This is a genomic window from Halodesulfovibrio marinisediminis DSM 17456 (genome assembly GCF_900129975.1).
Classification (GTDB): Bacteria; Desulfobacterota; Desulfovibrionia; order Desulfovibrionales; family Desulfovibrionaceae; genus Halodesulfovibrio; species Halodesulfovibrio marinisediminis.
Genome location: NZ_FSRG01000006.1, coordinates 145,946 through 171,754, shown reverse-complemented (window position 1 = coordinate 171,754; position 25,809 = coordinate 145,946). Strand labels below are relative to the sequence as shown.

20 protein-coding genes are annotated in these 25,809 nt (G+C 45.2%); 12 read left to right on the top strand and 8 right to left on the bottom strand.

Annotated features, from left to right (window positions below; translation table 11 throughout):
* Nucleotides 1–7 precede the first annotated feature (7 nt).
* Genes BUR09_RS12055 through BUR09_RS12045 form a run of 3 tightly spaced genes read left to right on the top strand, consistent with a single transcriptional unit; the run spans nucleotide 8 to nucleotide 3,163 of the window.
* Entirely contained in the window at nucleotides 8–1,285 is a 1,278-nt protein-coding gene (locus tag BUR09_RS12055; protein WP_074217202.1) for an NAD(P)/FAD-dependent oxidoreductase, read from the top strand.
* Between the two features lie 19 nt (nucleotides 1,286–1,304).
* Entirely contained in the window at nucleotides 1,305–2,399 is a 1,095-nt protein-coding gene (locus BUR09_RS12050) for a class II glutamine amidotransferase (RefSeq protein WP_074217201.1), read from the top strand.
* A gap of 5 nt (nucleotides 2,400–2,404) precedes the next feature.
* Nucleotides 2,405–3,163 carry a GltB/FmdC/FwdC-like GXGXG domain-containing protein gene (locus BUR09_RS12045; RefSeq protein WP_074217200.1) on the top strand — a complete coding sequence of 253 codons (759 nt, stop codon included), beginning with the start codon at nucleotides 2,405–2,407 and terminating at the stop codon, nucleotides 3,161–3,163.
* A 157-nt stretch (nucleotides 3,164–3,320) separates the two neighbouring features.
* Here BUR09_RS12045 and BUR09_RS12040 read toward each other — a convergent pair whose 3' ends face one another.
* A complete protein-coding gene (locus BUR09_RS12040; protein ID WP_074217199.1) occupies nucleotides 3,321–3,938 on the bottom strand; it encodes a hypothetical protein in 618 nt (205 codons plus the stop codon).
* Nucleotides 3,939–4,545: 607 nt separating this feature from the next.
* On the opposite strand from BUR09_RS12040, the gene yajC reads away from it, so the two are divergent.
* From yajC to BUR09_RS12005, 7 genes are all read left to right on the top strand, one after another.
* Nucleotides 4,546–4,890 carry a preprotein translocase subunit YajC gene (gene yajC / locus BUR09_RS12035; RefSeq protein ID WP_074217198.1) on the top strand — a complete coding sequence of 115 codons (345 nt, stop codon included), beginning with the start codon at nucleotides 4,546–4,548 and terminating at the stop codon, nucleotides 4,888–4,890.
* A gap of 118 nt (nucleotides 4,891–5,008) precedes the next feature.
* A complete protein-coding gene (gene secD, locus BUR09_RS12030) occupies nucleotides 5,009–6,604 on the top strand; it encodes a protein translocase subunit SecD (protein ID WP_074217197.1) in 1,596 nt (531 codons plus the stop codon).
* Nucleotides 6,605–6,615: 11 nt separating this feature from the next.
* A complete protein-coding gene (secF, locus tag BUR09_RS12025; protein ID WP_074217196.1) occupies nucleotides 6,616–7,701 on the top strand; it encodes a protein translocase subunit SecF in 1,086 nt (361 codons plus the stop codon).
* A gap of 184 nt (nucleotides 7,702–7,885) precedes the next feature.
* On the top strand, nucleotides 7,886–8,200 hold the full coding sequence (locus BUR09_RS12020; RefSeq protein ID WP_074217195.1) for a c-type cytochrome: 315 nt from the start codon (nucleotides 7,886–7,888) through the stop codon (nucleotides 8,198–8,200).
* A 27-nt stretch (nucleotides 8,201–8,227) separates the two neighbouring features.
* A complete protein-coding gene (locus tag BUR09_RS12015) occupies nucleotides 8,228–9,274 on the top strand; it encodes an SCO family protein (protein WP_139296839.1) in 1,047 nt (348 codons plus the stop codon).
* Nucleotides 9,275–9,730: 456 nt separating this feature from the next.
* Nucleotides 9,731–10,600, top strand: coding sequence for a UbiA family prenyltransferase (locus BUR09_RS12010; protein ID WP_074217193.1), 870 nt, complete (start codon nucleotides 9,731–9,733; stop codon nucleotides 10,598–10,600).
* A 20-nt stretch (nucleotides 10,601–10,620) separates the two neighbouring features.
* A complete protein-coding gene (locus BUR09_RS12005) occupies nucleotides 10,621–11,067 on the top strand; it encodes a DUF4079 family protein (protein WP_074217192.1) in 447 nt (148 codons plus the stop codon).
* A gap of 320 nt (nucleotides 11,068–11,387) precedes the next feature.
* Here the strand turns inward: BUR09_RS12005 and nadB are convergent, their stop codons facing one another.
* The 3 genes from nadB to nadC form a co-directional block, all read right to left on the bottom strand.
* Nucleotides 11,388–12,971, bottom strand: coding sequence for an L-aspartate oxidase (nadB, locus tag BUR09_RS12000; RefSeq protein ID WP_074217191.1), 1,584 nt, complete (start codon nucleotides 12,969–12,971; stop codon nucleotides 11,388–11,390).
* A gap of 32 nt (nucleotides 12,972–13,003) precedes the next feature.
* Nucleotides 13,004–14,041 (bottom strand): quinolinate synthase NadA, encoded by a 1,038-nt coding sequence (gene nadA, locus BUR09_RS11995; protein ID WP_074217190.1) that lies wholly within the window; start codon nucleotides 14,039–14,041, stop codon nucleotides 13,004–13,006.
* A gap of 204 nt (nucleotides 14,042–14,245) precedes the next feature.
* Complete coding sequence (gene nadC / locus BUR09_RS11990; protein ID WP_074217189.1) at nucleotides 14,246–15,121, bottom strand: carboxylating nicotinate-nucleotide diphosphorylase; 876 nt, start codon at nucleotides 15,119–15,121, stop codon at nucleotides 14,246–14,248.
* Nucleotides 15,122–15,281: 160 nt separating this feature from the next.
* Here nadC and mgtE point away from each other — a divergent pair, with 160 nt between their 5' ends.
* On the top strand, nucleotides 15,282–16,664 hold the full coding sequence (gene mgtE / locus BUR09_RS11985) for a magnesium transporter (RefSeq protein ID WP_074217188.1): 1,383 nt from the start codon (nucleotides 15,282–15,284) through the stop codon (nucleotides 16,662–16,664).
* A 254-nt stretch (nucleotides 16,665–16,918) separates the two neighbouring features.
* Here the strand turns inward: mgtE and BUR09_RS11980 are convergent, their stop codons facing one another.
* The gene (locus BUR09_RS11980; RefSeq protein ID WP_074217187.1) at nucleotides 16,919–19,357 is read right to left on the bottom strand and encodes a methyl-accepting chemotaxis protein; all 2,439 of its coding nucleotides are present in this window, start codon (nucleotides 19,355–19,357) and stop codon (nucleotides 16,919–16,921) included.
* 857 nt (nucleotides 19,358–20,214) lie between these two features.
* Between BUR09_RS11980 and BUR09_RS11975 the strand changes: the two genes are divergently transcribed.
* Entirely contained in the window at nucleotides 20,215–20,853 is a 639-nt protein-coding gene (locus BUR09_RS11975; RefSeq protein WP_139296838.1) for a hypothetical protein, read from the top strand.
* 174 nt (nucleotides 20,854–21,027) lie between these two features.
* Here BUR09_RS11975 and BUR09_RS11970 read toward each other — a convergent pair whose 3' ends face one another.
* The 3 genes from BUR09_RS11970 to BUR09_RS11960 all read right to left on the bottom strand — a co-directional run bounded on the left by BUR09_RS11970 (nucleotide 21,028) and on the right by BUR09_RS11960 (nucleotide 25,549).
* Nucleotides 21,028–21,609: a pentapeptide repeat-containing protein gene (locus BUR09_RS11970; protein WP_074217185.1), complete on the bottom strand. Its 582-nt coding sequence runs from the start codon at nucleotides 21,607–21,609 to the stop codon at nucleotides 21,028–21,030.
* Nucleotides 21,610–21,792: 183 nt separating this feature from the next.
* A complete protein-coding gene (locus BUR09_RS11965) occupies nucleotides 21,793–22,374 on the bottom strand; it encodes a pentapeptide repeat-containing protein (protein WP_074217184.1) in 582 nt (193 codons plus the stop codon).
* A gap of 247 nt (nucleotides 22,375–22,621) precedes the next feature.
* A complete protein-coding gene (locus tag BUR09_RS11960) occupies nucleotides 22,622–25,549 on the bottom strand; it encodes an autotransporter outer membrane beta-barrel domain-containing protein (protein ID WP_074217183.1) in 2,928 nt (975 codons plus the stop codon).
* Nucleotides 25,550–25,809: the final 260 nt, after the last annotated feature.

Below are 25,809 nucleotides of genomic sequence, written 5' to 3'. Positions count from 1 at the left end.
CTCGTCCATGTCGTATGTCATAGTTGGAAACGGTGTTGCGTCTGTGGGGGCTATCGAAGGTATTCGTAAAGTCGATACTACAAGTCCGATTATTGTAGTAAGCGAAGAAGATACCCCAACGTATGGACGCCCGCTGATTTCATATTTTCTTGCAGGAAAAATCGGTCTCGACAGAGTAAATCTGCGACCTGATGAATTTTACGAAAAGAATAATGTTGAAGTTAAGCTCAACACCCGTGTAGCTGCCATTGATAAAGCAGCAAAGACCATTACCACTGAAGCCGGAGAGGTGATTGAATACAAGCAGCTCTTACTGGCAACAGGCGGTGTACCATTCATGCCTCCTCTTAAAGGCATTGAAGGCAGCGGAGTATACAACTTTACTACGCTTGCTCACGCACATGAGCTGCTTGATCTTTCTAAAAAGATCCACAGAGTTGTTGTTATCGGTGGTGGTCTCATCGGCCTCAAGGCTGCAGAAGCACTGCGTTACAACGGTCTTTCCACCGCTATTGTTGAACTTGGAAGCCGCGTGCTTTCCGCAGCGTTCGACGATGTGGCTGGTAACCTTGTAGCACAACGCCTCGAAGAGAAAGGTATCACTATTTGTTGTGGTACCACTGTAGAAGAAATTCTGCGTACAGAGCAGGGCGAAGTTATTGGTGTTCGTCTTGCCAATGGTCAGAAACTGGCTTGCGAAGCTGTTGTTGTTGCCATTGGTGTAGTGCCTAGCCTTAATCTCGCTAAGGACGCCGGAATTGCTGTGAACCGTGGCATCAAAGTTGATGACAACATGTGTACCAGCGCTGAAGGCGTATACGCTGCAGGTGACGTTGCAGAAGCTCCTGACATGATTGCAAAAGAAGCTAGAGTAACACCAATCTGGCCTAACGCATTCAGTCAGGGCTACCATGCTGGCCTTAACATGGCGAGCGAGGAAGCATCTCCGCATCCTGGCGGCTTACCGATGAACGCAATTTCTTTCTACGGGCTGCCAACAGCGTCTCTTGGTCATGTTAACCCGGCTGAAGACGAGGGCTGCGAAGTCTTCACCGCTCTTGACGAAGAGAAAGCAACATATCGCAAACTTATTTTCCGCGATGAAAAGCTGATTGGTTATGTGCTTGTGGGAGAGGTCGATTTTGCAGGGTTATACACCGGCTTTATTCGCTTCGGTCTGGAACTCACACCAGATGTGAAGGAAGAGCTTATTGCAGGTAAACCATCTGCATTGCTCTGGCCGGAAGAAGAATTTGATACAAAGTGGACCCCTGCTGCTGAGTAGAGGGCTTTGGAGATAGAGTATGAAAGCTCCCAATGATTTTTGGCATTTTGATAAAGACATCTCTGGTTGTGGTGTCTTTGGGGTAATTGATAAAAAGAGAAACCTGATACCGGGTACTATGCCGATTGATGCAATGGCAACAATGCACGATCGTGGTAACGGTCTTGGTGGTGGTTTTGCTGCATATGGTATTTATCCTGAACATGCAGATTTGTACGCTTTCCACCTGATGTGTGATGATCAGGCAGGCCTTGACCGCGCTGAAGAGATCATCAAGCAGTACTTTGATATTCAGATTTCTGAGCCTATTCCTACCCGTAAGGTGCAAGCCATTAAAGAATCCCCGCTTATGTGGCGTTACTTCCTTTCTCCTAAGGCAGAGCGTCCTAAGTGGCAGGATGTTGGTGAAGATGATTACGTTGTAAACATCGTCATGCACATCAACAACAGAGTGCCGGGTGCTTTTGTATTCTCCAGTGGTAAAAACATGGGAGCGTTCAAGGGTGTAGGTTTTCCGGAAGACATCGCTGATTTCTTCAGATTAGATGAATACAGCGGCTACATGTGGACCGGCCATAACCGCTTCCCGACTAACACTCCAGGCTGGTGGGGCGGCGCTCACCCGTTCACCCTGCTTGACTGGGCGATTGTTCATAACGGAGAGATTTCCTCTTACGGTATTAACAGACGCTACCTGTGTCAGCACGATTACGAATGTAACATGATGACGGATACTGAAGTAGTAGCATACCTGCTCGACCTTCTTATCCGTAAGCACGGCCTTTCCCACGAAATGGCAAGTAAAGTTTTTGCTCCGCCGTTCTGGGATGAAATTGAACGCATGCCGAAAGACCAGCGCGAAGCGTACGAAGCTCTGCGTATGGTTTACGGTCCTGCAATGCTCAACGGTCCTTTTGCTATCCTCGTAACCGACAGCAACAGCATGATGGGTCTTAACGACCGCGTTAAGCTTCGTCCGCTCGTTATCGGTGAAAAGGACGACATGGTATTCATGTCTAGTGAAGAGAGCTCAATCCGTGAAGTTTGTCGTGATCTCGACAAAGTTTGGGCACCCAAAGCCGGTGAACCGGTGATTGTGAAATTGGAGGACTAGTAGGCATGGCTAAAAAATGTACTTTTGACGCTCAAGGCGTGTACTACCGCCAATTGAACGAAAAAATTCGTGAGGCTGTGCGTGACGGTGTTACTGAAATTGAGTTGGAGAATGTTCGCGGTCAGCGCTACATCGGCAACTCTATTGAAGGGCCTGTTCACTTCATTGTTCACGGCGTTCCTGGTCAGGATCTTGGTATGTTTATGCGCGGTGCAACTATCCGCGTAGAAGGCAACGCACAGGACGGCGTTGGCAACACCATGGACGATGGAGAAATCCAGATCAACGGCATGGCAGGCGACGTTCTTGGTTACGCAATGCGTGGCGGCCGCATCCTCATTAAGCAGGACGTAGGCTACCGTGTTGGTATCCATATGAAATCCTACATGGAAAAGCAGCCTGTAATCGTAGCTGGCGGTAAAGCTGGCGACTTCCTAGGCGAATACATGGCGGGTGGCGCAATTATCCTCCTCGGCATGGATTCTACCATGGATGAAAAAGCACCTATTACCGGCAGAAGCCTTGGTACTGGTATGCACGGCGGTATCATCTATCTCCGCGGTGACGTTCCAGAACACCAGCTTGGGCCTGGTTTACAGCTCGAAGCAATTAACGAAAAAGATGAAGCTTTCATCCGTTCCCATGTCGAAGACTGGGCTAAAGCATTCGGTAAGGATGCTGAAGAAGTGATGAAAGGTGAGTTTAAAAAAGTAACGCCGTTCTCCCACCGTCCATACGGCAACATGTACGTGGGAACCAACTAGGCTGTCAGAAAAAGATTCTGGACAGTCTGGCAAACGACGGCTCAGATAGTTTCTCTTAACATGAGGAAATATCTCCTAAGCTTGTCTGATAGACGACCGTAATTCGGGAAGCCCCCATGATTGGCATGGGGGCTTTTCTGTTGTCCACGCGTTGCAACTACACTCTGATGCGAATGTATGTGCCTTTAGGAACTATAACAGTGGTAGAGGAAGGTGAGGCAACCTGTGGAACGTGACCCTGTGTTATTCTCACTGGAGCAGAAGGAACAGAAACTTTGGTAGGAAGTGTTTCTCCCCTTGCTGCGGCTTGCGTACGTTCTTTTTTGGTTATGTTGTCTTGATCTTTGATCAGTTGATTTTTTGCTTCGTCTTTTAACTGAGCAACGCTTTTTACACCAGACTCCGCAGCAAAATCACCCATCCAATCTCGACGTCCTTCTATCAGTTCTTTAAGGTCGTAACTATCAATATTGGAAGCTAGCAGGCTTGCCAGTCCGGCTTTTTTGCTTGCTTCAAGCTGTTTTTGATTCTGGTGGCGCTTCAGCATTGCTGTGACACCTTCAGACATTGTTACAGTTTTTTTTGAAAACAGGTTTGAAACAGCAGAAGAATTCTGTTTTTCAATTTCGGCTTGTCTTTCGGAAACCGACATCCGTTGTGTTTTATGAGCCGTCATTGAGGCTTGCCTAAGGCCTTCCTGTTGCTTTTTGAGCATCTCCTCCATCTGCTCTCGCATTACTTTTTGTGTTTTATTAAGAATACTGGATGGCAGCATGACAATACTCCTTGGTTGTTAGTGATTATTTATTAATCGTTCTTTTTTAATGGAACTTAATAAAAAGCTATAAAGTTAACCTATAACCTGTTGTTATATTATAGTCTTGCGGATAGAGAGGCTGTGATCAAGGTGCGGAGAAATTTTTATATGGCGTTCCAACGAGAAGTTGAAATGCTGAGATGAGAATCTGGAAATGATGAAAGGCCAGAGTGTATGACGTCGGCGGGGAAGAGAAGTTATGTAGAATAGATGTGTATCTTGTTATAAATTAACCGCGGCAATGTTTCGGCTGAAACCTGATTATAACATGTCCAAGGCTGGAAGCTTTGAATCTTGTCTCTGACGGGTGTCAAAAGGGCCTTCTGTTATTTTTGTTAGAATCGCTACCAGTTAAAAATCTTGCATGTTTTCTAACGAAAAGGTACTTGATTCAGGTTTAAAGCTTTTTCTCTTTACGAGCAAAAACAAAGGCTATTGTTGGCTTTAAAGATTACGAGTCGCATTATTTCTTGAGAGTGTTTCGATAATCATTTGATTTAATGGAAAACTCAGAGATTATTTTACTGCGGCAATACGATTTTTTGATAACCGTTAAGGAGTTCTTATGTTCTTTCCAGAAGTAGCTTGGGCTATGGGCACAGCAGGCGGTCAGGCGGGTGACGGTAACCCGATTGCGGCATTCGTACCTCTCGCGCTGATGTTTGTTATTTTTTACTTCCTTCTTATTCGTCCTCAGCAAAAAAGAGCTAAAGAGCACAAAGCTCTGCTGGATAACCTTCAGAAAGGCCAGTCTGTAGTAACTGCTGGTGGTCTCATTGGCACCATCGTAGCTATTAAAGACGACATTATTTCTATTGATCTTGGCGACACCACCGTTCAGGTTGGTCGTCAGTACATCTCCGGCCTTAAGTCTTCTCCTGCTGCTGAGAAAACAACTAAAAAGAAATAATTAATTGAGCAGGAAACTGGTGCCAACCGGTTTCCTGCTTGTTCAGCACAACGCTGTTGTTGTCCCCGATCGATTCTCGTGTCGGGTTTTGCTGTTTGAACAGTATCAAGGAGTTATGATGAGAGAGGGGTTGCGATGGAGATTACTGGTCGCGATTTTTGTGCTCGCAATGGGTGTTGTATACGCTCTGCCTAGCATTCCTGCGATCGGAACATCCCCAATCAAAAAATTCTTACCAGAAGAAAAGGTCAGCCTTGGCCTCGACCTGCAGGGTGGTATCCACCTTGTTCTCGGTGTAGACGTTGATAAGGCTCTTTCCAATAACCTTTCCCTTATGGGGCAGGATATCCGTACCTTAGCACGTGAAGATAAAATCTTTATTTTACAGCCGCGTGTCATGCCGGGCGAAAAGCTTGAGTTCGTACTTCTCAAGTCTTCACAGAAAGAAGCTCTTGATGCTTTGCTTAAAAAAAGCTTCAACCGCTTAGATGCGGAATCTACCGTTCTTGATAACAAGAAAGTTCGTTACACACTGACTTACACACCGGACTACAGAAAATACGTGGCTGATCTCACACTTGATCAGGCTGTAAAAACTATCCGTAACCGTGTTGACCAGTTCGGCGTTGCCGAGCCGGATATCCGTAAGCAGCAGGGCTACCGTATTCAGGTACAGCTTCCTGGTCTTAGCGATACCGAGCGTGCAATCAAGATCATCGGTAAGACCGCTCACCTCGAATTTAAAATTGTTCGCGAAGGTGTAGATCCTGAAAAAGCTGCAAAGGGCATTGTGCCTTCGGGTACAGAAGCTATGCAGCAGATGCACCGTAACATTGACGGAACCTATTCCGAATCTGTTATCGTTGTTAACAAAAACGCAGCGCTTACCGGTGACACTATCTCTGATGCCCGTGTTGCATACGACAACTTTAACAAGCCATACGTATCGCTGACATTTAACAGCAGCGGTGCCCGTCGCTTTGAAGAAGTGACCGGCCAGAACCTCAAAAAACGCATGGCTATCGTTCTTGACGGTAAAGTATACTCCGCACCTGTAATTCAGGACAAAATCCGTGGCGGCCGTGCTTCTATCTCCGGTAGCTTTACTACTGAAGAAGCACATGACCTCGCGATTGTACTCCGTGCCGGTTCCTTGCCTGCACCGGTTAAAATCCTTGAAGAACGATCCGTTGGTCCTTCCCTCGGTCAGGAATCTATTGATCAGGGCATTACCGCAACACTTGTTGGTGGCGCACTCGTAATGGTCTTCATGATGGTCTACTACGGTTTCAGCGGCGTTATCGCGAACTTTGTTCTTCTGATGAACATGGTGTTCATCATTGCTGGTCTTGCAGCATTCGGTGCAACCCTTACACTGCCTGGTATCGCTGGTATCATCCTTACCCTTGGTATGGCTGTTGATGCTAACGTGATTATCTTTGAACGTATCCGTGAAGAACTTCGTCGCGGTCTTACTCCGTTCAAAGCAGTGGATGAAGGTTTCTCCAGTGCTACACTGACAATCTTTGACGCAAACGTGACCACACTGCTTGCGGCAATCATCCTTTACCAGTTCGGCACAGGCCCAATTCGTGGTTTTGCGGTAACGCTTAGCCTCGGTATCCTGGCTTCCATGTTCACAGCTATCTTCTGCGCACGCATTATCTTTGGTCTCTGGATCAACGGTAAGCCGGGCAGAAAGCTCAGCATTTAAGGAGATAGATCATGGGTCTGAGCATTATTAAACCAGATAGTAAAATTGATTTCATTGGCCTGCGCAAATACACAATGGTGTTTTCCCTTGTGCTTCTTTTGCTCGGTATCGGCTCTCTCGCCATTAACGGTGGTCCTAAGTACGGCATTGACTTTGCCGGTGGTGTACTTGCACAGGTTGATTTCGAGAAGGCAGTACAGCCACAGGAAATTAAAGACAGTCTTGCAAGCGCCAAGCTTCAGGGACTTTCTGTACAGCGTTTTGGTGAAGATGATACCGAATACCTCCTGCGTATCTCTTCTGTTGGTGAAGTAGACCAGCGTCTTCCGGAGATTCTGAAAGCACAGTTCGGTAAGAACTTGCCAGACAATCCGTTTTCCATTGAACGCCTCGATATGGTTGGCCCTAAAATTGGTGCTGACCTTCGTTCCGCGGCTGTAGAAGCATTGTACTTTGCAGTACTCCTTATCGCTATCTACATCTCCGGTCGATTCGAGCAGCGTTGGTTTACCGCTGGTATCATGGCAGCAGGTCTTGCAACTGGTATGTACCTTCTTGATATGGTTGGTGCACCAAAGCAGATGCAGGTTCTCATTGCTATGCTGCTTACTCTCGGTATCTGCTGGAAGCTTAAGCTTAACTACGCGCTTGGTGCTGTAATCGCACTTATTCACGACGTGTTTATTACAATCGGTGTTCTTTCCATTCTTGGTAAAGAGTTCGACCTTACTATCGTGGCAGCATTGCTGACCATCGTTGGTTACTCTCTGAACGACACCATTATTGTATTCGACCGTATTCGTGAAAACATCTTCCAGCGTACAGCACCAACCTACGGGGAAGTAATCAACAGGGCTGTAAACCAGACCTTGAGCCGTACGTTGCTGACATCCGGTACTACTTTGCTGGTACTTATTTCTCTCTTCTTCTTCGGTGGCGGAATTATCCATGACTTCGCACTGACTCTTCTTGTTGGTGTGGGTATTGGTACTTATTCCTCTATCTTTGTTGCAAGCCCAGTGCTTTACGCATTCAGCCCAGACGAAATTCCGGAGCCGGAAGTTGAGTCTCACAACCACGCAGACGGTACTGTGTAAGTATCTCTCGCTTCGCAGATTCAAAGGCGTCCCATTTGGGGCGCCTTTTTTTTGTCTCTAATTCTTAGGGGGGAGAATTAACTAACTAGAAGAGTTATCAACGGTTGATCTATTGATCTTTTTTCATTGTTGGTGGTATGTTATCAATAAAATCTATATTTCACGAACGTAATGGAGGATTGTGATGAAAAACGTGGCAGTCTTTTTGTGTATATTGGGTCTCATTTTAATCTGTGTATCCTTTGGGATTGCGGAAGAAACTAGTGGAAAAGAGCTCTATCGTTCGTGCGCCGCATGTCATGGTGAAAACGGGGAATCCATGGCGCTTGGGGTAAGCAAGCCGCTCAAAGGCCAGACTGCCAAACAGATTCTTGAAAAGCTTAATGGATATGCAGACGAAACATATGGTGGTTCGAAAAAAAGCGTTATGCTCGGCATTGCGAAGAGGATGACAGAAGAAGACCGCAAGAAAGTGTCTGAATACATTAGTGCATTTTAGTTTAGTAACAAGTTCGGGAGAGTGTTCGTGCCATTGTTACAACAATACGGAATGATGCGAATTTTGCGCTTGGTTATAGCAGTAGTCATTATGCTTTTGCTTCTTGTCAGTTTTTCTCGCGGGGGGGAGAAACTACGAGCGTCAAATCAGGTTGCTGAAGCGCAGCGCACATTTCAAAGCTCTTCCGATCATTCAAAACCCCCATCCCTTCAGTCAGTAATGACTAGTGAATACCAGATAGTGGCGCATGGTGATGAAGATCATACAGGTGGTCAGCAACCCGCGGGGGCAAGTTCTGAAGAGCGCAGTGTGCTGCCGCCTAACGATGGATCGGTTCCGGATCTGTCAGGGCGTACCCGTCCTGCCTTTGTGCCTGATTCGATTGATAGCGGAGTTGGTGAGAAGCTTGGCGCAAAAATTACCTGTCCCATCTACTTTACTGACTCAACAGGGAAGCAGGTTGATATTTGTTCTCTTATGACTGTCCCTGTGCTAATTGTTCCTGTTTACTATTCGTGTACCAGTGTGTGTGGCATTCTTTTATCATCTATTTCAGGAGCGTTACCGGATGTTCAGCTTACTCCGGTTAAAGATTATCGAATACTCACTGTAAGTATTAATGATTCAGAAAAGCCTGATCTGGCAGCCCAACGAAAGAAGGAATATCTGAAAACAGTGCTTCAGCGTGATCCATCATTTCCTTTGGACGCATGGTCATTTTTTACGGGTGATAAGCAAAACATAGATGCGTTGATGGATGAACTTGGCTTTCATTATAAGGCGGTAAAGAAAGATTTTGAGCATACCATTGTGGCTATTGTTTTATCACCTGAAGGCAAAGTTGTTCGTTACCTCTATGGCGTAAACCTCCGCTCAAGGGATCTCACGTTGGCATTGACGGAGAGTGATACTAACGCGTCAATATTTTCTGGTAAGCGAATTGCGCAGACATGTTATGCCTACGACTCTGAAAAGAAAACATATGTTGTGGATTCGATACTGGTTTCAGAAGTTATGCTTTTGGTGCTTATTTTAATTCTCGGGCTGTACTTGTTACTTGGCGGGAAAAAGTAACAATAGTTACTTACGAAATCTTATATAACTTCAGACTGATTACTATGCAGGCTATCTGTAGTTTTGGTGGAAAATATTCATGAATTTTGAGCAAGTAAGGTAGAATCGATAAATATACTTTCAAGCAATAGGAGTAGTACGCGTGAGAGAACGTAACCAACAGATGTACCGCGTTCAGAGATGTATTTGGAGAGCACGACATGTTGGAGAATTTTACGAGAACTACTTGAATTTATTCTATCAAAAATTCATGAAATCAGAATCTTATCTCAGGTTCCAAACTAGAGGGATGCCTAAAATGACAGGTCGTTAACTGTTAGGTTTACTATACGCTACGCTTCGCTCCTTGAGATACCAGTGTATGGCCCCATTATGTCTGACGCGATAGACGCCATCGCGAACCAATTGAAAGCATTGTCCCCAAACGAGCGATAACCAATAAACAGGGGAGGGATTATGAATGTCTACCGCTTACAAGCAAAGACTGATACACGCAGAAGTATCTCTAATCTTGCGGTGTTGGCGCGCGTCCCTGTTTCTGTTGCTGTGGCCGTTGTTTCTATGCTCGGCTATCTTCTATACACACCGGAATTCTCTGTTGCTTTGTTTGCCACGGGCTTCGGAAGCTTTTTTCTATGCGCCGGTTGTTCTGCGTTGAATCAGGTGCAGGAAAAACGCACGGACGGGTATTTTTCACGTACGATGTCTCGTCCGCTTCCTCAAGGGTATATGAGGGCAAGAACAGCCCTGTTAATAGCTCTTGTGTGCATTTTGCTGGCTGCGAGCCTGTATGTGCTGACAGCATCAAAGATGGCACTGGTAGTGGCTTTCATGACGCTTGTTATCTACAACGGCGTATATACCGGCATGAAGCGTCGTAGCCCTTATGCGCTGTTGGTAGGCAGCATTGCCGGTGCCATGCCGCCGCTTATGGGCTGGGTTGCCGCAGGTGGCAGTATGTTCGATCCACTTATTCTTGCAAATTGCCTAATTTGGTATCTTGGACAGATTCCGCATGTGTGGATGCGTATCTACATGCATAAGGAAGAATATCTGTCCCGTTTTAGCCCCATCCCTGTGAGCTACTTTGCTCTTACTTACCACACATTACTCATACGTGTTTGGTACTTTGCCTATGTAAGTAGTGTCATGATTTTTGCGTTGGTGTGTACATGGGGAATTGGTGCACCATCTTTTACAGGATTAGCTCTGGGAAGTGTTTTTTTGCTTGGCAGTATGATACCCTTAACAAGGCTTTCCTCGTTCTACCTGTTTGATATCGCATCCGTATGCGTGTTGCTGGGAGCCGTTATCCTACAACTCTAGCCACTTCGGGGGTTGTATTTATGATTCTGGAAACAAAGCTTCATCTGTATATCCATCCGGCTATTCAGGTGCTGGGCATTGTGTTTGGGTATACTGCTCTTTATTGGGGGGGCATGCGTTTTATAACTGTTCACCACAAGATAAAGCTTGAGTTTCCGTGGAGACACCATGTTATTTATGGAAAAATAGCAATTTTTCTGTGGGTTATCGGTACTGCCGTAGGGGTATATTTTACTCAGGCAGAATGGAAGAATTACCAGTTTACTGGTGATCACTATGCCTTGGGGGTCATTATCTTTCCATTTATGCTTGCAACCTTTTTTTCCGGTTATTGGATGGATATATTTAAGAAGCGTCGTAAGTACCTCTGTCTGGTTCATGGCACGTTGGGGGTTCTGCTTTGTACTCTTGTGTTTATTCAGGTCATTACAGGCATTCAAGTTTTCATGCAGTTTGTTTGGCGATAGAACAAATGTTAGGTACTTAACATCAGAAGTTAACGTATTATCCTATTTTTTAAGCAACACGAGTCGGTAGTAATTTTTAGGTTGTAGTGATTCAGCCGTGAGAGAGAATTTTTAAGTAGACCCATCTTGCTGATATAAGTTTTTGGAATGGAGTCAGGTGAGAGCCTTGTTTCACTGTCTTTATCCATAATCCCTCGTGCTTCGAGAATGACTAAAGCTTTCTACCAACTGCCGGAGACCAAAAAAGAAAAAAAAAGCAACATCAAACGATGTTGCTTTTTTTATACGTATCACAAAATAAAATAAGTTTACTGTTCGGCTTAGTCTGCTCTGTAGTGGCAGCCTATGCTTTTAGTATTCCTTTTTGCTGCCATCGTTACGATGTACGCAGTGAGACAGCCGTGGAAAAGATCGATGAGGCGTTTGGAGAGCGGAGTGCTTTTGTAGAAGTTATGCAGATGCTTAGAAAGATCTCGCATGTCTTCATGTGCGCGAGCAAGGCGCTGGGATGTGCGGGTAATACCTACATAGTTCCACATTGTGTTGCGGATTCGGCTCCAGTCCTGTGCAATAAGTGCAGGGTCGTCGTTGTGATCTTCACCGAGCGGGGTCCAATCCGGTACAACGTCACGCAGTTCTTGCGAAACAGTGAGGTGTGCACGTTCTTTAATGTGCTTAGCCGCGTTGTCTGCCCATACAAGAGCTTCAAGCAGGGACGTTGATGCAAGACGGTTAGCGCCATGCACGCCAGTGCAGCTACATTCACCTGTAGCGTACAGTCGGGCAATGGTGGTTCTACCATGCTCGTTGACTAAAATACCGCCACAGCTGTAGTGCGCTGCCGGAACAACCGGAACAGGCTCTTTACGGATATCAATACCAAGCTCAAGACAACGCTTGAAGATGGTAGGGAAGCGGTTTGCAAGGTCGTGCTTCATCTCTGAAGTATCAAGGTAGACGCAGTCGTCTTCGTTCTTGAGCATTTCATCTACGATGGCGCGTGCAACAATATCACGCGGTGCTAAGTCAGCACGTTTATCGTAGTTAGGCATGAAGTACTCACCCTTGGAGTTCATGAGCTTGGCACCCTCACCGCGCATAGCTTCCGTAATGAGGAATTTCTGACCGGAGTGGTGGTGGAAAGCTGTCGGGTGGAACTGAACAAATTCCATGTTGTGCACTGTTGCACCTGCACGGAACCCCATTGCTACGCCGGAACCGATAGAACCTTGCGGGTTGGTAGTATGCAGATAAATCTGACCGATGCCACCGGTGGCAACAATGGTGTAGTCTGCAAACATGGTTTCAACGCGCTCTTCTTCTTCGTTGAAGATGTACGCACCAAGGCATTCATTCTCCAGCTCATATTGGAACTGAGGATTGTCTGCGTGGTGGTGACTTGTGAGCAGGTCAATAGCTGTTCTGTTCTTCATGACAGTAATGTTCGGATGCACCGTGATTTCACGAATCAATCCGTCCATTATTGCGCGACCTGTGTAGTCTGCACAGTGCAGAATACGCGGTGCCTCGTGTCCGCCTTCTCTGGTTAAATCCCATTCGCATTCGGACGGTGCCTTTTGTCTGGCAAAAGGAATTCCGAGGCGTTTAACCAGAATTTCTTCCACAGCATTTGGCCCTTCAGCCGCAATGGTGTGAACAGCTTTAAACGAGTTATAGTGGTGGCCGGCAGTTAAAATGTCATTTTCCAGGCTTTGTGAATCGTTATCATCTGCTTTAAAAACGATTCCACCTTGGGCAAGAGGAGAGTTGCCCTGATCCAGAGCAGAACTGCTTGTAATAAGTGTACAATGTACACCTTCGTCAGCAAGGCGCAGGGCAGCGGTACAACCGGCAATGCCGGAACCGATGACGAGCACTGTCGTGTAATGACGGTTATCACTCATTACAACTTCCTGTTTAGCTTAAGAAAAAATAACTAAGCGCAGGCGATCAGCATACGTTCTAATGCGATTTTTGCGTCCTCTACAAGACCCGCTGGAATCGTCACAGGCTTAGCTGTACCGTTCACAATGTCTTCAAGCACTTTTGCCAGCTTAGGCTCGGTAACTCGTGCCATGTGTGAACAGGTGGATTCCAGCAATGGGAAGATGTTCTTTGACCCTTCGTACTGGTCGGCAAGGCGCTCAACGAGGTTAAGCTCGGTACCGATGGCGATGTTAGAACCTTCCGGTGCTTCTTCAACATACTTAATAATAAAGGATGTTGAGCCTGCAGCATCTGCTTTATCCACAACATTTGGAGCAGATTCCGGATGGATAACAATCTTCACATCTGGGTATTTGGTGCGTGCTTCTTCGATCTGGCGTTCGTTGAAACGAGCGTGGATTGCACAACAGCCAGGCCACATGATGAGCTCAGATTTGCTTACGGCGTCCATATCAATCTGGGTACCGTCGCCTTTAATGTTCAAAATGTGCCATTTCTCTTCTGGAATGCCGATGGTCTTTGCAGTGTTACGTGCGAGGTTTTTATCAGGCAGGAAGAGAACACTGTCGCCGCGCTCCATAGCCCAGCGCACCATTTTTTCTGCGTTAGCAGAAGTACAAACAGTACCGCCATGTTTTCCGCAAACTGCTTTAACAGCAACGGAAGAGTTAACGTATGTAAGCGGAACTACTTTGCGACCGGATTCTTTATTGATGCGAGTGAGTACCTTGTCTACAAGGGTGTATGGTGCCATTTGAGACATTACACAGTTTGCATCATCTTCCGGCAAATATACATGCTGATGTTCATCGGCGAGCAGAGCAGCTGATTCGCCCATGAAATACACACCGCAAAAAACAATGTGCTTAGCATCAATAGTTGTTACTTTACGCGCGAGTTCGAGAGAGTCGCCAGTTAAGTCAACGTGGCGAATAACAGCGTCGTTCTGGTAGTGATGACCCATAATAACAAGGTCATCGCCTAACTTTTCACGAAGCTCGGTAATTTTTTTCTGGTACTGGTTCATTATTTATTCTCCAGATTCAGGTTGCTGACAAACCGGTACAGTGCAGGACACCCTCGGGCAAGCATTCCCGTTTGGTTCGAATTTTCGCTGACAGCCAGGCGTTAATTCGAAAAAATCAGATGATCACATACATCTAAGTATGCAATTATCTGGATGTTTAGTGTCTTGCGGTGTACAGTTTATCTCAATCTGTATAATGAGGACTTATTCGCTCACAAGCATGCTGAAATCTGCAATAGGAGCAGAGTGTGTCAATCTACCTACGGATATGTAATTCGGCCCCAAGTCAGAAGCAAGAGCAATACTGCGAATTGTGTCGAGTGTCACTCCTCCGCTTACCTCGGTTTCGATAGATTCAGGAATATGTTTAAGGGCTTCCTGAATTGCAGGAATATCCATATTGTCCAGCATAATTCTGTCTGCACGGCAGGCAACGGCTTCGTGTACCTCTTCCATAGTGCGACATTCTACTTCAATTGGTGGACACGGGGAATAGGTTGCACGCAGTTTGTTTACTGCTGCCGTCATATTACCCGCAAGGTCAATATGGTTGTCCTTCAGCATGAGGATTTCAGTTAAGTTCTTACGGTGGTTCTGCCCGCCACCCATAAGGACTGCATATTTTTCTGGATAACGCAGGCAAGGAAGTGTCTTACGCGTATCCAGTAAGGCAGTGCCGGAACCTTCAAGCTGATCCACGTATTGCTTGGTCAGGTTCGCAATGCCAGAAAGATGTGTTATAAAGTTAAGTATAATACGTTCTGCTTTTAGCAAATGACTTGCATCAGCTTTAATAGTTGCTACTACGGTTCGGTCTGGAACAAACGCACCCTCGTCGGTAAGGGCATCCCAAGACCACTCTGTATCAGCACAAGCGTCCATGATAAGCGGAATAAGAGGAAGACCGACGACTAATGTGTCTTCTTTACTGATAATCTTCGCAGATAACTTGTGGCCCGGAGGGAAAATTCCTTCCGAGGTCATATCCGGACCGTCTTCATCTAACGCAAGCTGAATAGCGCTATCCAAGAAGGTTCGGGCGTTACCTTGAAAAAATGATTCAAATTTTTCTGTATGCATGGATTGTGTTATTGACCCTCTTAATGGTAGAGGCACAAAGCCAAGAGAGTGGGGGTCGTTCCATCCCTCTTAGGCGGTGTTTAGGTGGCTGCGACAGTTTCGTCAAGCGGTCTTGACAAATGATAAATTTCACACGCTCGTAGGGCTCAGGTGGTTGAGCATGACTGATTCAAAAAAGCAGCATAACAAACACGAAGAAGTAGAAAAAGCTTCGGAAGAAAATAAGGTGGTTACGCCAAAAAATGGCTGCCGCGACGAAGTTACTACAATGTCTTCAAGCGAGTTCGCTCACCCTGCGGACGCCGCTGACCATATAGAAAATCTCTCCATTGAAAAGCAGGTTTGTATGATGGAGCATCTTTCTTCCGAAGATGCTGCGGAAACACTTGCCGAAATGGAAGAGCGTACCCAGACGGATATTATCGAGAACCTTGATGTTGACGTCGCAGTTCGAATTCTTGCCGAAATGTCTCCGGACGATGCGACTGACGTTCTTGATGAATTGGATGAAGAGCACAGGGATGTACTGCTTGCGCGACTGGAAAAAGACGACGCGGAAGAAATCCGCAGCTTGCTCGCCTTTGATCCGGATACCGCCGGCGGTATCATGAACACCGAGATTATTATTCTCAACCAGTCCCTTACCGCAGATCAGGCAATTATGCACATCCGCCGCGAGATGGAAGACAAAGAGATTCCATACTACGCATACATTGTGGATGATGAAGATCGCCTTGTGGGTGTGCTCTCCCTGCGTAACTTGCTCCTGTGTCGTCCGGGTACGGTGCTTGAAGAAAAACTTAGTGATCAAAGCCTCATTTCTGTGGTCTTTGATGAAGATAAAGAAAATGTAGCGCACCTTTTATCCCGCTACAACTTTATGGCAATGCCTGTTGTGGATTATGAAGGCAGGCTGCTCGGCGTTGTAACATACGACGACGTTATCGATATTATCCACGAAGAAGCCTCCGAAGATATGCTCGGCATGGTAGGTGCGGGTCAGGACGAAACCGTCGATACCCCGTGGCTGGAATCTGTAAAGGTTCGCCTGCCGTGGTTGTTCATTAATATGATGAACTCCAGTATATCCGCGTACGTGGTATTCTTGTTTGAAGGCTCCATTGCACAGATGGCGATTCTCGCTGTACTCATGCCGATTGTAGCAAACCAAGCAGGAAACACAGGGCAGCAAGCGCTGGCTGTTATGATTCGCCAGCTTGCTGTAGAGCGGTTTGACCGTGGTAAAAGCTGGAAAGCAGTACTGCGTGAAGCCAAAGTTGGCGCTTTGACAGGTCTTATAGTGAGCCTGTTGGTAATGCTAGGCGTGTTCTTGTTTACGCATAACTTACTGCTGGCGCAGGTAATGGCCTATGCACTTGCGCTGGATATGCTGCTGGGTGCGCTTGCCGGTGCGTCCATCCCGCTTATTCTTAAAGAACTGGGACGTGACCCTGCACAGGCTTCCAGTATCTTCCTTACAACGCTGACCGACGGGTTCGGATTCCTTATCTTCCTTGGTCTGGCTACGATGTTTATACTGTAGAACATTGACTGAAAAAGCCCCGATGAATGTTTTCATCGGGGCTTTTTTGTGCCCTGTAGTAAAGAGGCTGCGTTCAATTGTGTTCTGGAAATGTGACCATGCTATTAGTCTTAAAGACTGTAACGCAGCGTCAAAGGAGTAATTGGTTTTTTGACCTACCGTATGCTACGTTTTTTGCTTTTCAGCTGTCAGTAAATAAAAACCCTCTCAGCCACATGGGGTGAGAGGGTTTGTTGTTGGTGGTGTAGAGAACGCTAGGAAGCAGTCATTTCTTCTACAAGGTCATGCAGCTCGTTAGACATTTCTGCAATTTCCTTAATGGATGTTGCAGAAATGCTGATGCCCTCGGCAGACTTATGGACAGTATCTGCCACTTCTTCAACGGAGCGTGCAATCTGTTCGGAAACAGCTGACTGTTCTTCGGATGCTGTAGCAATTTCGCCCACCTGAGTGGAGTTTTGGTCGATAAGGCTCATGATGGTGCGCAATGACTCTTCGGACTCGCTTGCGAGCGCGTTAGCCTTTTCTACTGTTTGTGCAGAAATGCTTACGGTTTCGAAGTTGCGCTGTGCAGCAGCCTGAATGGTGCTTACACTCTGGGCTACTTCTTCGGTTGCCTGCATTGTTTTTTCTGCAAGGTTGCGAACCTCATCTGCAACAACAGCAAAGCCGCGTCCAGCATCTCCAGCACGTGCAGCTTCAATAGCGGCGTTCAGTGCTAATAGATTGGTCTGGTCAGCAATGTCAGAAATCACATTCATAATGGAGCTGATAGCGTCAACCTGTTCACTCAGTTCTGTGGTGTTCTGTTGTAACTCTTTTGTTGTATCACTCACTTCAGTGATGGACTGTACTGAGTTGAATACAACAGCGGAGCAGTTTTCGGATTCCTGTTTTGCTTCTTGCGCGTTTGTGTGCGCCTTAGCTGCGTTCATGGCAACTTCGGAAACAGAAACGTTCATTTGTTCCATCGCTGTGGATGTTTCTGCAGTGCGCTGGTTTTGGATTTCAACACCGTCGCTTACTTCTTTGAAGTTTTCTGCAAGGTTGTTGGAGTTATCTTTCAGACGGTAAGAGATTGTTTCAATTCTCTGAGCGGCAGATTGGATGCGGCGCTGGGCACCACGAACATCAGTTTGATCAAGCAGAACCTGCATAACACCGACGACCTGATTGTCCTGAATAGTTGGCACGGCTATGTAGTCCACATCAAGCGTTTTAGCATGTGTCTTAACGATAGTAGAAGCACGCTGTATGGATTTTGATTTGATAGCGTTCGTGCAGGCACATCCAGCGGTCTGGTAGTCTTCAGCAGCGAACAGGGTAGTAGACTGCTTTCCTTTGCACGCAGCAAGTGTGGTGTCTGCAAGGGACAGCGCCAGATCGTTCGCGTACAGAATTTTCAGGGAAGAATCGAGCATAAGAACCGGCAGCGGAAGTGCATCCGTAAAGTGGGTAAAGGTGTCTGCCATGTTGTTCGCGTTATCCAGAACTCTTTGGAAGTCACCGGAGAGTTTTGTAAGCGTGCTTCGTTTTGCGATGTTACCGGAGGCAATAGTGGTTACAAGCCAGCTAAGTTCTTGTTCCATGCTGGAAACAGCGTCGCGCATATTTGTAAGAGCATCTGCGATTTCGCCGATTTCGTTTTCCTCGTTAAGAACGAGTTGGGCAGAAAAGTTACCTTTACTTAATGCAGTTGCAAAGCCTTGGATGCGGGTTAGCGGCTTGGTGATAGAGCGTGACGTTAAGAATGATAACAGTAGAGTCAGAAGGAGGGTTGCACAGGAAATACTCAGTACTGTGTTGAAGGACGTGATGTTGTTTGCCTCCATTTCGTTACCGAGCACTGTTTGGTCCTCCATAATAGAACGTGTTACCTTCTCTGCATCGTCTGCAGCCTCATGACCGAGACGGATGATATCTGATTTTATTTCACGAAGTTCCATGAGGTGCTTATATAGTTCATGAACATGTTTTGTGTATTGGGTGAGTAATGATTGACAACCTCGGAAGGAGCTAACCTCATTGGATGTTGAAGCAAAGTTTTCTGCAATGACAAGTTCTTCTTGTGTTCGTGTCATTAAGGAACTCAGATGCTCTTCATTGAGTGTAACATTTGGATCATACATTGCTGAAACGATACTTACACGCGCTTTGGTGAAGGCTATTTCGCAGCTGGAAAGAGCCTGTACAAACTGAGGGTTCGTTCTGCTATAAAACGTAATGGCATCGTTGAGCGTTCTATCGAGCTGGATGGTTATACTTCGTCCTGCTTCAAGTTTGGTCTTTGCAGCATCTTGCCTGGTATGGTATTCAGAAAATTTTGTAATCATTTCTTGAACTTCATTTTCTATTGAATCGATAAGCGCCGCGCGGTTATGAGCGTTGAAGGCTTTTTGTCCGCTTTTGAGAAGTTCCAGCAGATGTGCTTCACGGGTTTGATATTCCGTTAATGCTTTATTTGAATTGTTCTGCATGTACGTGTCGGCAGCTATATTCATGAGCAGTATGTCCGCTTGAATCTTACTGGCAAGGTTCGAATCAATTGCAAGTTCTTGATATGTAGAACATATGTTCTCATTATTATTAAGGGTGATCATGGATTCTGCAGACAGAAATGCCATTGTAAGCATAATAAGTGAGAATCCACCCCAAATTTTGATTGTAACGCGTAAATTTTTAAAGAATTGCATGTCCCCTTTCTCCAGTCGTTACATAGGTTATTTATGTGTTGAGGGGGGTACAGGAAGCAATCTGCCATGCGTTGCACTGGGGGTAGTTAGTGCAAGGCGAAAGAATATTGGAACAGATAGCTCTCCCCTCATTCTTAATAGTTTTTAATATAGGTAAAAAAGTGTAAACTCCTGATTACACAGGCAATCTTAAAGGGTGTCTTTGTTTATCTTCGACGGTTTTACCGTTTTATTTAGGGAAATTCGTGAATAAATACTCACTCACAAGAAAGCTTTGTTTTTCAATGTGTTGTAGTTTTGCAAAAAAGTTAAATTACCATTTTTGGCAATGTTGGAGAGGGGCAGGTTATGTGGCTGAAGGAAAAAGTTAAAGGCAGACAGTTTGAGTAGAGTTTGGAGAAGTAAGCTCTGACAGAACGAAACTAGCCGAATATGTGTTATGGTAAAAGAGCCGGAAAAGGTGAGAGTCTGTAAGGCTCTTTTGATCGGATAGATTGTTAGCTTGGGCTGAATGACTAACGTGTTGCTGTCAGAAGGGCATGTTCCACACTGCCTTAGAACAAAAGGGAACAGAAATGATGGAGATTAACCCGATATATGACAATGCGTGGCTTCTTTTTATAGCATTAGTGTCGTTTGTTTTGCTGGCAGGTCCGTCGTTAGTGGCTATGCTGATAGCAAGAGAGAAGGGGCACCACTATATTTCGCTCGGGTATTTTTTGTATTCATTTATTGGTACCCCAGTTGTTTATCAATCTATTTATTATGCGTCATCAGGTGCCTTCAGGTACTTTCTTGCCGGTCTCATACTACCTTTGTATATACTGGCTCCGATATGGCATGCTCGGAGGTTAGCTATGACCGAGAAGCTTCAACGTGCATCGGAAGCACAGGGGATTAAGCTAAAGTCATGCTACTATTGTTATGAGCCGTTTGATGCCGACAGCACTTTATGTCCGGTTTGTCACCACAGAACGCCTTCAAGTTTGATAGCGAACAGATATGTTTTACTGTTCGGGTTGAGTATACTTACATTTGTTTTTGCCTTCTTTATGTCAGTGGATGAATATTTTCATAATTCACATACATATAATATGTTATCGGCATTTTTTAATGTGGTGGATTTGTTGCCTTATGTGGCTGTCTCAAAATCAATAGAGCTGGCAGGCCTTTTTTTTGTTCAGTTACTTCTTGTTATGGGGTGTTTTTTTTACACTGCAGGACTAATACTTCAAACAGTGCACCGCCTGACTAAAGAAAAGCCTGTTTGTAGCCCGATTTTTTTATTCTTTGTCGCTGTGTATATTACGATTGGACATCCAATTTTATTTTGGTCTTTTACGATAGAGAGTGGTGACGAGAGAGTGTTAGCAGTTTCACTTGCATGGGGCTTCTGGGTTCTTTCGTATCTGCTGTTGTGGGTGTCATTGTACTCTTTGCATACAGAAAAGAAGCAGCAAGATGAGCTTGCCATAACGCCTTGGAATCAAAGCTGACCTGTAGATCGTAATGCTAAATTCGCTATTACGATTGGTTGCAGCTAAGTACCTTTTTCTTATTAGCTTGTTTTCTTGACGGGGTGCAGACCACCCCGCCAAGGGGCTTTTACTAGGTTGGAATCGAGACGTGCAGGGCGTTTAGCTTTTGATGCATTGATCAGGGAAAAAACTTTATATTAGCTGAATATTAAAGTTTTGTAGGAGGATTATAGCTTCCGGCAAAGAGAATTTGGCTTTAGTGATAGTGTTTTTAGAAACATCAATAGAGTAATTGAAGGCGGTAGAGAGGTCAGCTTCAGTAAGGATGGCCCTGTCGAACAGTGCGCCGCCCAGATCACAATCATCAAAAACTGCGTGCGCCAGGTTTGTATCAATGAAAGATGCCCCGTTAAATGTTGAGCGGATAAATGAAAAATATTGCAGGTTACGTTTTGGAAAAACTGCGCTGTCTAGAATGCAATCTGTAAATTCTGCTTTGAATAGTCCCCTGAGACTGCCCCAGTCAGTACCCAGTAGTTTGCATCCCTTGAACTGCACATCAAAAAAGTGGGTTCCTTGGAATTTTGTCAGCGAAATATTACTGTGTTTGAATAGGCAGTTGTCGAACGAGCTTAGGCTGAGGTCTGCATAGAGGAAAGAACATCGCTCAAACGTGCAGTTAAAGAAAGAAACATCTCGAATTTTTTCTTCTAAAAGATCAAGTCCGATGAACTTTTCATTCTCATATTCTTCATGAGTAAAATAGCCTTTCATATGTTATCTACCTTTGCTTATTCAATATATGAAAAGGAATAGTAAGGTGACAGCGAAAGTGTGTCTATAAGATTTGATTTGAATCGATTAAAAAGGACAATGTACTATTGTCCATAAAAAATGCCCCTTGAATGTAAGGGGCATTTTTTGTGCAATTGCTGCTTGTTACGTGAGGCTGAAACGTTAGCCTATCTCAATATCAAAATTTTCTAAGAGAGAGATTGCTTCCGGCAGTGAGAACCTTGCCTGTTTGATAGTGTTTTTGGATACATCAATTTTATACCCGAATGCGGTGGAGAAATTAGCTTTTGTAAGGTTGTTAGAGTCGAAAAGGCAGCCTTCTAGATCGCAGTCGTCAAATGTTGCGTAGGAAAGGTTGCTATCGATGAAGGAGGCGCCGGTAAAGGTACAATCGACAAAGGAGAATTGCTGCAGGTTGAGATTTGGGAACACAGTGTTGTCGAGGACGCAGTCTGTAAATTCTGCTTTGAAGAGCCCTTTAACGTTTCCCCAGTTGATGCCCATAAGCTTGCAGCTTGTAAAGCGTACGTCGAAAAGGTGGGTTGCTTGCAGCTTTGCCAGCGACAGATTGCAGTTGCTGAAGTCGCAGTTGTCGAATGAGCAGCTATTGATATCCGTGTACTGGAATGAGCATCGTTCAAATGTGCAGTTAAAGAAGGAAATATCTCGAACAGTCTTGTCGGATAGATCTAGTCCAACAAAGTCTTTGTCTTCGTATTCATCGTTTTCAAAATAGCTTGTCATGCCTTGTACCCTTAACTAATTCTCTGGATTGTAAGGTTGTAGAATATAGAGACAGGTACAACGTGTCTATTCTTAAGGTTTGATTCGCTGAGTAAGGACAGGGCAAAGATTGCGCACAAGGCTTCAAGTTTTCAGTTGCTCAACAATCCATTGTGCTGATTACAATAAACAAGACAGAGCTTAGCCGCTACCTCGTTCGTTTTTTTGTGTAACAAAGATAATGTTGTTCATTGAACACTCCTGCATTCTAAAATTTTACGCCAAGCTGGAGCCAGAATAGGTTGTTTTTGGTTGTTCCACCAAAGCCGCCTGTATAACCAATTGTGGCGTAGTAGGTATCTTTGCCTACAGTGATGTTTGCTTCTGGTGTGAAGGTTGTATTTTCACCTTGATCGACTACAAGTTGAGTTTCATTGCCCAGACGCATGGTGTTGGAGATTTCCCCATCTGTTAATAGCTGTGTGACACCTGCTCCGATGAGTGGGGTGATACGCCAGTCTCCAGCTGTAACAAATTGTTTTGTCCATTTTAGACGTACATTACCGTAGAGTTCATGGTTGTCCATGGTGCCGTAGGTAATGTCTGCTGAATCGACATTATCTGTGGTGAACGGATCGCGATGTTGCCATACGTATTGCAGTCCTATTTCAGGAATAATGTTATGTCCGTTTATCGTCCAAAGATATCCGAGGCCAGCTTCGGCACGGATGCTAATGGAGTCATGGCGGGCAGTTTCACGGTTAGTTGGATTGTTGTCGGTCATGTCGCTATCAACGTAGAAGAAGGAAGCCTCGCCTGACAGCATGAGATTGTTATCGAAACGTCTAATGCCGTGAACACCGCCAAAATAGGTATCCACAAACTCTTTTCGTTTTCCGTAATCTTCTCCGGTGTAGCGTATGTCGCCTCGTGTGTACCCTGCATGGAAACCCACGTAGCAGTCATTACGTTCTTCGTTAACATTATAGTTGTATCCCAATACAAAGCCATAGGTGTTGCTACTGTAACCGGAGCTGGCTGAGTCGTAGGAATTAACGTACACAGGGCGCATAAATACCGAGTGTAGATTGGGTTGTTTGGCAGTTATTACAGGAAGAACGTTTGGATTTGAAAGAGAAGCAACCATAGTGGAGGTAGCGCTTGAAACACCGTACCCATTATCAGGCGAATCGCTTTGTTGCGGGGTAGAGTCTGGAAGAATGCTGAACATCATGCGTCCGGCAAGGTCATCATGTATAATAGACTGAATATGGCTTTCTAGCTCCATGCTTATCAAAGCCTGTTTAAGAGGCGTTGAAACTTTAGGTTCATAGTTCAGTCCAATTCTCTGTGGTGTTGAAGCGTTTCCGGGGAATAATTCAACCTTAACACCCGGAGGAACATTAACAGATGCAAGCGATGCAAATTGGTTAGGTGTTGCTGCTTTTTGTTCTGCTGTTTCCTGCTTCCACAGTCTTGGGATGTCGTATAGGCCGTTTTTGTAATTATCTGTTAGATGCACGTACAGCGTTGTATTATCAAAGGTCAGCTCGCCAGATGAGTAGATTGTCCCTTGATACATGCGATTAAATACATTCTGTTCATGCCCAATTTCCATGGCATAACCAGTGATGCGTAGATCTGCTGTTGATACGACCTGGTATGTGCTTACTCTTTGGTTTTCAGGATCAATAGACGCTGTAATTGACGGACTCATCTCAGCAGTGACGCGAATTAGCCCTGATGAATTCAATGTTGCATCATTGTATATTCGTATACCACGGGCATATGCAGGAAGAGGAATGCCGCCATTATCTGTATCAACAGAACCACCAACTACATGTACATCTATGGTTCCAGTGTTAGTGATTGTTGCAGCATAGGTTTGTACTCCAATCCCCCATGCATATCTGTCACTACTTCTCCCTGCGTTACAACTCGCCCCTTCAACTCGAACAGAAATATCCCCTGTGTTTTTTAATTCGCCTGATGTTGAGTAAAGGCCGGCTGCAAATACAGTCGAAGGCAGTTCAGTGCCGCTTTCCAAGTACTTACCGCCTTGGGAAGTAACAGACACCTTGCCACTGTTATTAAGACTTCCTGTACTATACAGGCCGTAGGTATTCTCATATGAATTAGGTTTAGAGGTAGAAGTAGACCTCACTCCGCCTATGCTCTCAACAGTGATGCTTCCGTGGTTTTCAATATCTGCCCCCCTGATACCAGATGCATTAATGCTGGACGTCATTCCGGAACCACTTTTGGCATACACAGAGATGTTTCCATAGTTGACGACTTCACTCTCTCCATCAATGCCATATGCAGCAACTCCGGCGTGGGCATATGTCTTAGAAGATGTGGTCTTACCACCCCGACCTTCTACATTGATATTTCCTCTATTAGTAATGCGTACTTCAGAACTATTGGATGTTATGCCGTTTGCCTTTACATTTGCATTTTGACTTGTGAGGATTCCGCCATAGGCTTTAACGTTAAGTGTGCCAGAGTTCTCGATTTCGCCAGAGCTACCGCTATGCAGAATCCCTGTGGCTTGTGCATTGGTTTGCCCTGTTGCATCATATTGAGTGCATCCACCATGTGCTTCAACAGTTACATCACCATTTACCGTAAGTGCTGCACCATCTCCTGTTGTCTGTATGCCTTTCACATCTGCTCGAACATCCTGCACAGTGATAGCCCCAGCACCCAGTGCACCTGCCCCCTTGCCGATAATTACCATTGATGCGTCTGAAGATGTTGTAACACTGCCAACTGAGTCGATTCCTACTAGATTTACAAATCCGTTTATGGTGGCGTTATCTGCTCCAGACGCATTAATCTGTAAATGCTTACTGACATTGAGAGCCATGTTTGAGAATTGGTTCTGTATGTCATACAGGGCAAAATTATTTCCATCGATTGATAGCTCGTCATATACAATTGATGATGCAATTGTGTATGAATCTGGAGCCGCTGCTCCTTGGTTATCAAAGAATAGTCCCCAGTAATTTTTATATGAGGGGGAGGAGACTATATACGGAGCTGTAATTTCTTCCGCATACCCCTGAGACTCGAATGGATTTGTGACATGTTGGGCACTGACGTCAGCTGTTGCATTAATCTGGGAACTGGCTACTAATGCTATAACTAGACAGACGCTTCTTATTGCTTTTAGCATGGGAATATTGTGTTCCATACGGCTCCCCCTGATATGTTTATCCAGCATTCTTAAATATAACTAACTGGTTTTGTTGCTAACTTTTAAAAAGAAACAGTTCGTTATATATGAGTTAGATAAAAAAGTGATATTATTTTATATAGTTGTATGGAGCTGGAGTGTTTTTTCTTAAGGGGCTGTCTCAGACGAGTAACCATTTCCCAAGTTTTTTTATCCGTTTGAGAATGTATGAAAGGTCGTTTCGGGGAATGTATGTGAGCTAGTGGGGAGGCTGGTTC

What these genes read in the sequence shown, in the direction of transcription:
- BUR09_RS12055 (WP_074217202.1), top strand. Translation starts at nt 8, where the DNA reads ATGTCGTATGTCATAGTTGGAAACGGTGTTGCGTCTGTGGGGGCTATC.
- BUR09_RS12050 (WP_074217201.1), top strand. Translation starts at nt 1,305, where the DNA reads ATGAAAGCTCCCAATGATTTTTGGCATTTTGATAAAGACATCTCTGGT.
- BUR09_RS12045 (WP_074217200.1), top strand. Translation starts at nt 2,405, where the DNA reads ATGGCTAAAAAATGTACTTTTGACGCTCAAGGCGTGTACTACCGCCAA.
- BUR09_RS12040 (WP_074217199.1), bottom strand. Translation starts at nt 3,938, where the DNA reads ATGCTGCCATCCAGTATTCTTAATAAAACACAAAAAGTAATGCGAGAG.
- yajC (WP_074217198.1), top strand. Translation starts at nt 4,546, where the DNA reads ATGTTCTTTCCAGAAGTAGCTTGGGCTATGGGCACAGCAGGCGGTCAG.
- secD (WP_074217197.1), top strand. Translation starts at nt 5,009, where the DNA reads ATGAGAGAGGGGTTGCGATGGAGATTACTGGTCGCGATTTTTGTGCTC.
- secF (WP_074217196.1), top strand. Translation starts at nt 6,616, where the DNA reads ATGGGTCTGAGCATTATTAAACCAGATAGTAAAATTGATTTCATTGGC.
- BUR09_RS12020 (WP_074217195.1), top strand. Translation starts at nt 7,886, where the DNA reads ATGAAAAACGTGGCAGTCTTTTTGTGTATATTGGGTCTCATTTTAATC.
- BUR09_RS12010 (WP_074217193.1), top strand. Translation starts at nt 9,731, where the DNA reads ATGAATGTCTACCGCTTACAAGCAAAGACTGATACACGCAGAAGTATC.
- BUR09_RS12005 (WP_074217192.1), top strand. Translation starts at nt 10,621, where the DNA reads ATGATTCTGGAAACAAAGCTTCATCTGTATATCCATCCGGCTATTCAG.
- nadB (WP_074217191.1), bottom strand. Translation starts at nt 12,971, where the DNA reads ATGAGTGATAACCGTCATTACACGACAGTGCTCGTCATCGGTTCCGGC.
- nadA (WP_074217190.1), bottom strand. Translation starts at nt 14,041, where the DNA reads ATGAACCAGTACCAGAAAAAAATTACCGAGCTTCGTGAAAAGTTAGGC.
- nadC (WP_074217189.1), bottom strand. Translation starts at nt 15,121, where the DNA reads ATGCATACAGAAAAATTTGAATCATTTTTTCAAGGTAACGCCCGAACC.
- mgtE (WP_074217188.1), top strand. Translation starts at nt 15,282, where the DNA reads ATGACTGATTCAAAAAAGCAGCATAACAAACACGAAGAAGTAGAAAAA.
- BUR09_RS11980 (WP_074217187.1), bottom strand. Translation starts at nt 19,357, where the DNA reads ATGCAATTCTTTAAAAATTTACGCGTTACAATCAAAATTTGGGGTGGA.
- BUR09_RS11975 (WP_139296838.1), top strand. Translation starts at nt 20,215, where the DNA reads ATGACCGAGAAGCTTCAACGTGCATCGGAAGCACAGGGGATTAAGCTA.
- BUR09_RS11970 (WP_074217185.1), bottom strand. Translation starts at nt 21,609, where the DNA reads ATGAAAGGCTATTTTACTCATGAAGAATATGAGAATGAAAAGTTCATC.
- BUR09_RS11965 (WP_074217184.1), bottom strand. Translation starts at nt 22,374, where the DNA reads ATGACAAGCTATTTTGAAAACGATGAATACGAAGACAAAGACTTTGTT.
- BUR09_RS11960 (WP_074217183.1), bottom strand. Translation starts at nt 25,549, where the DNA reads ATGGAACACAATATTCCCATGCTAAAAGCAATAAGAAGCGTCTGTCTA.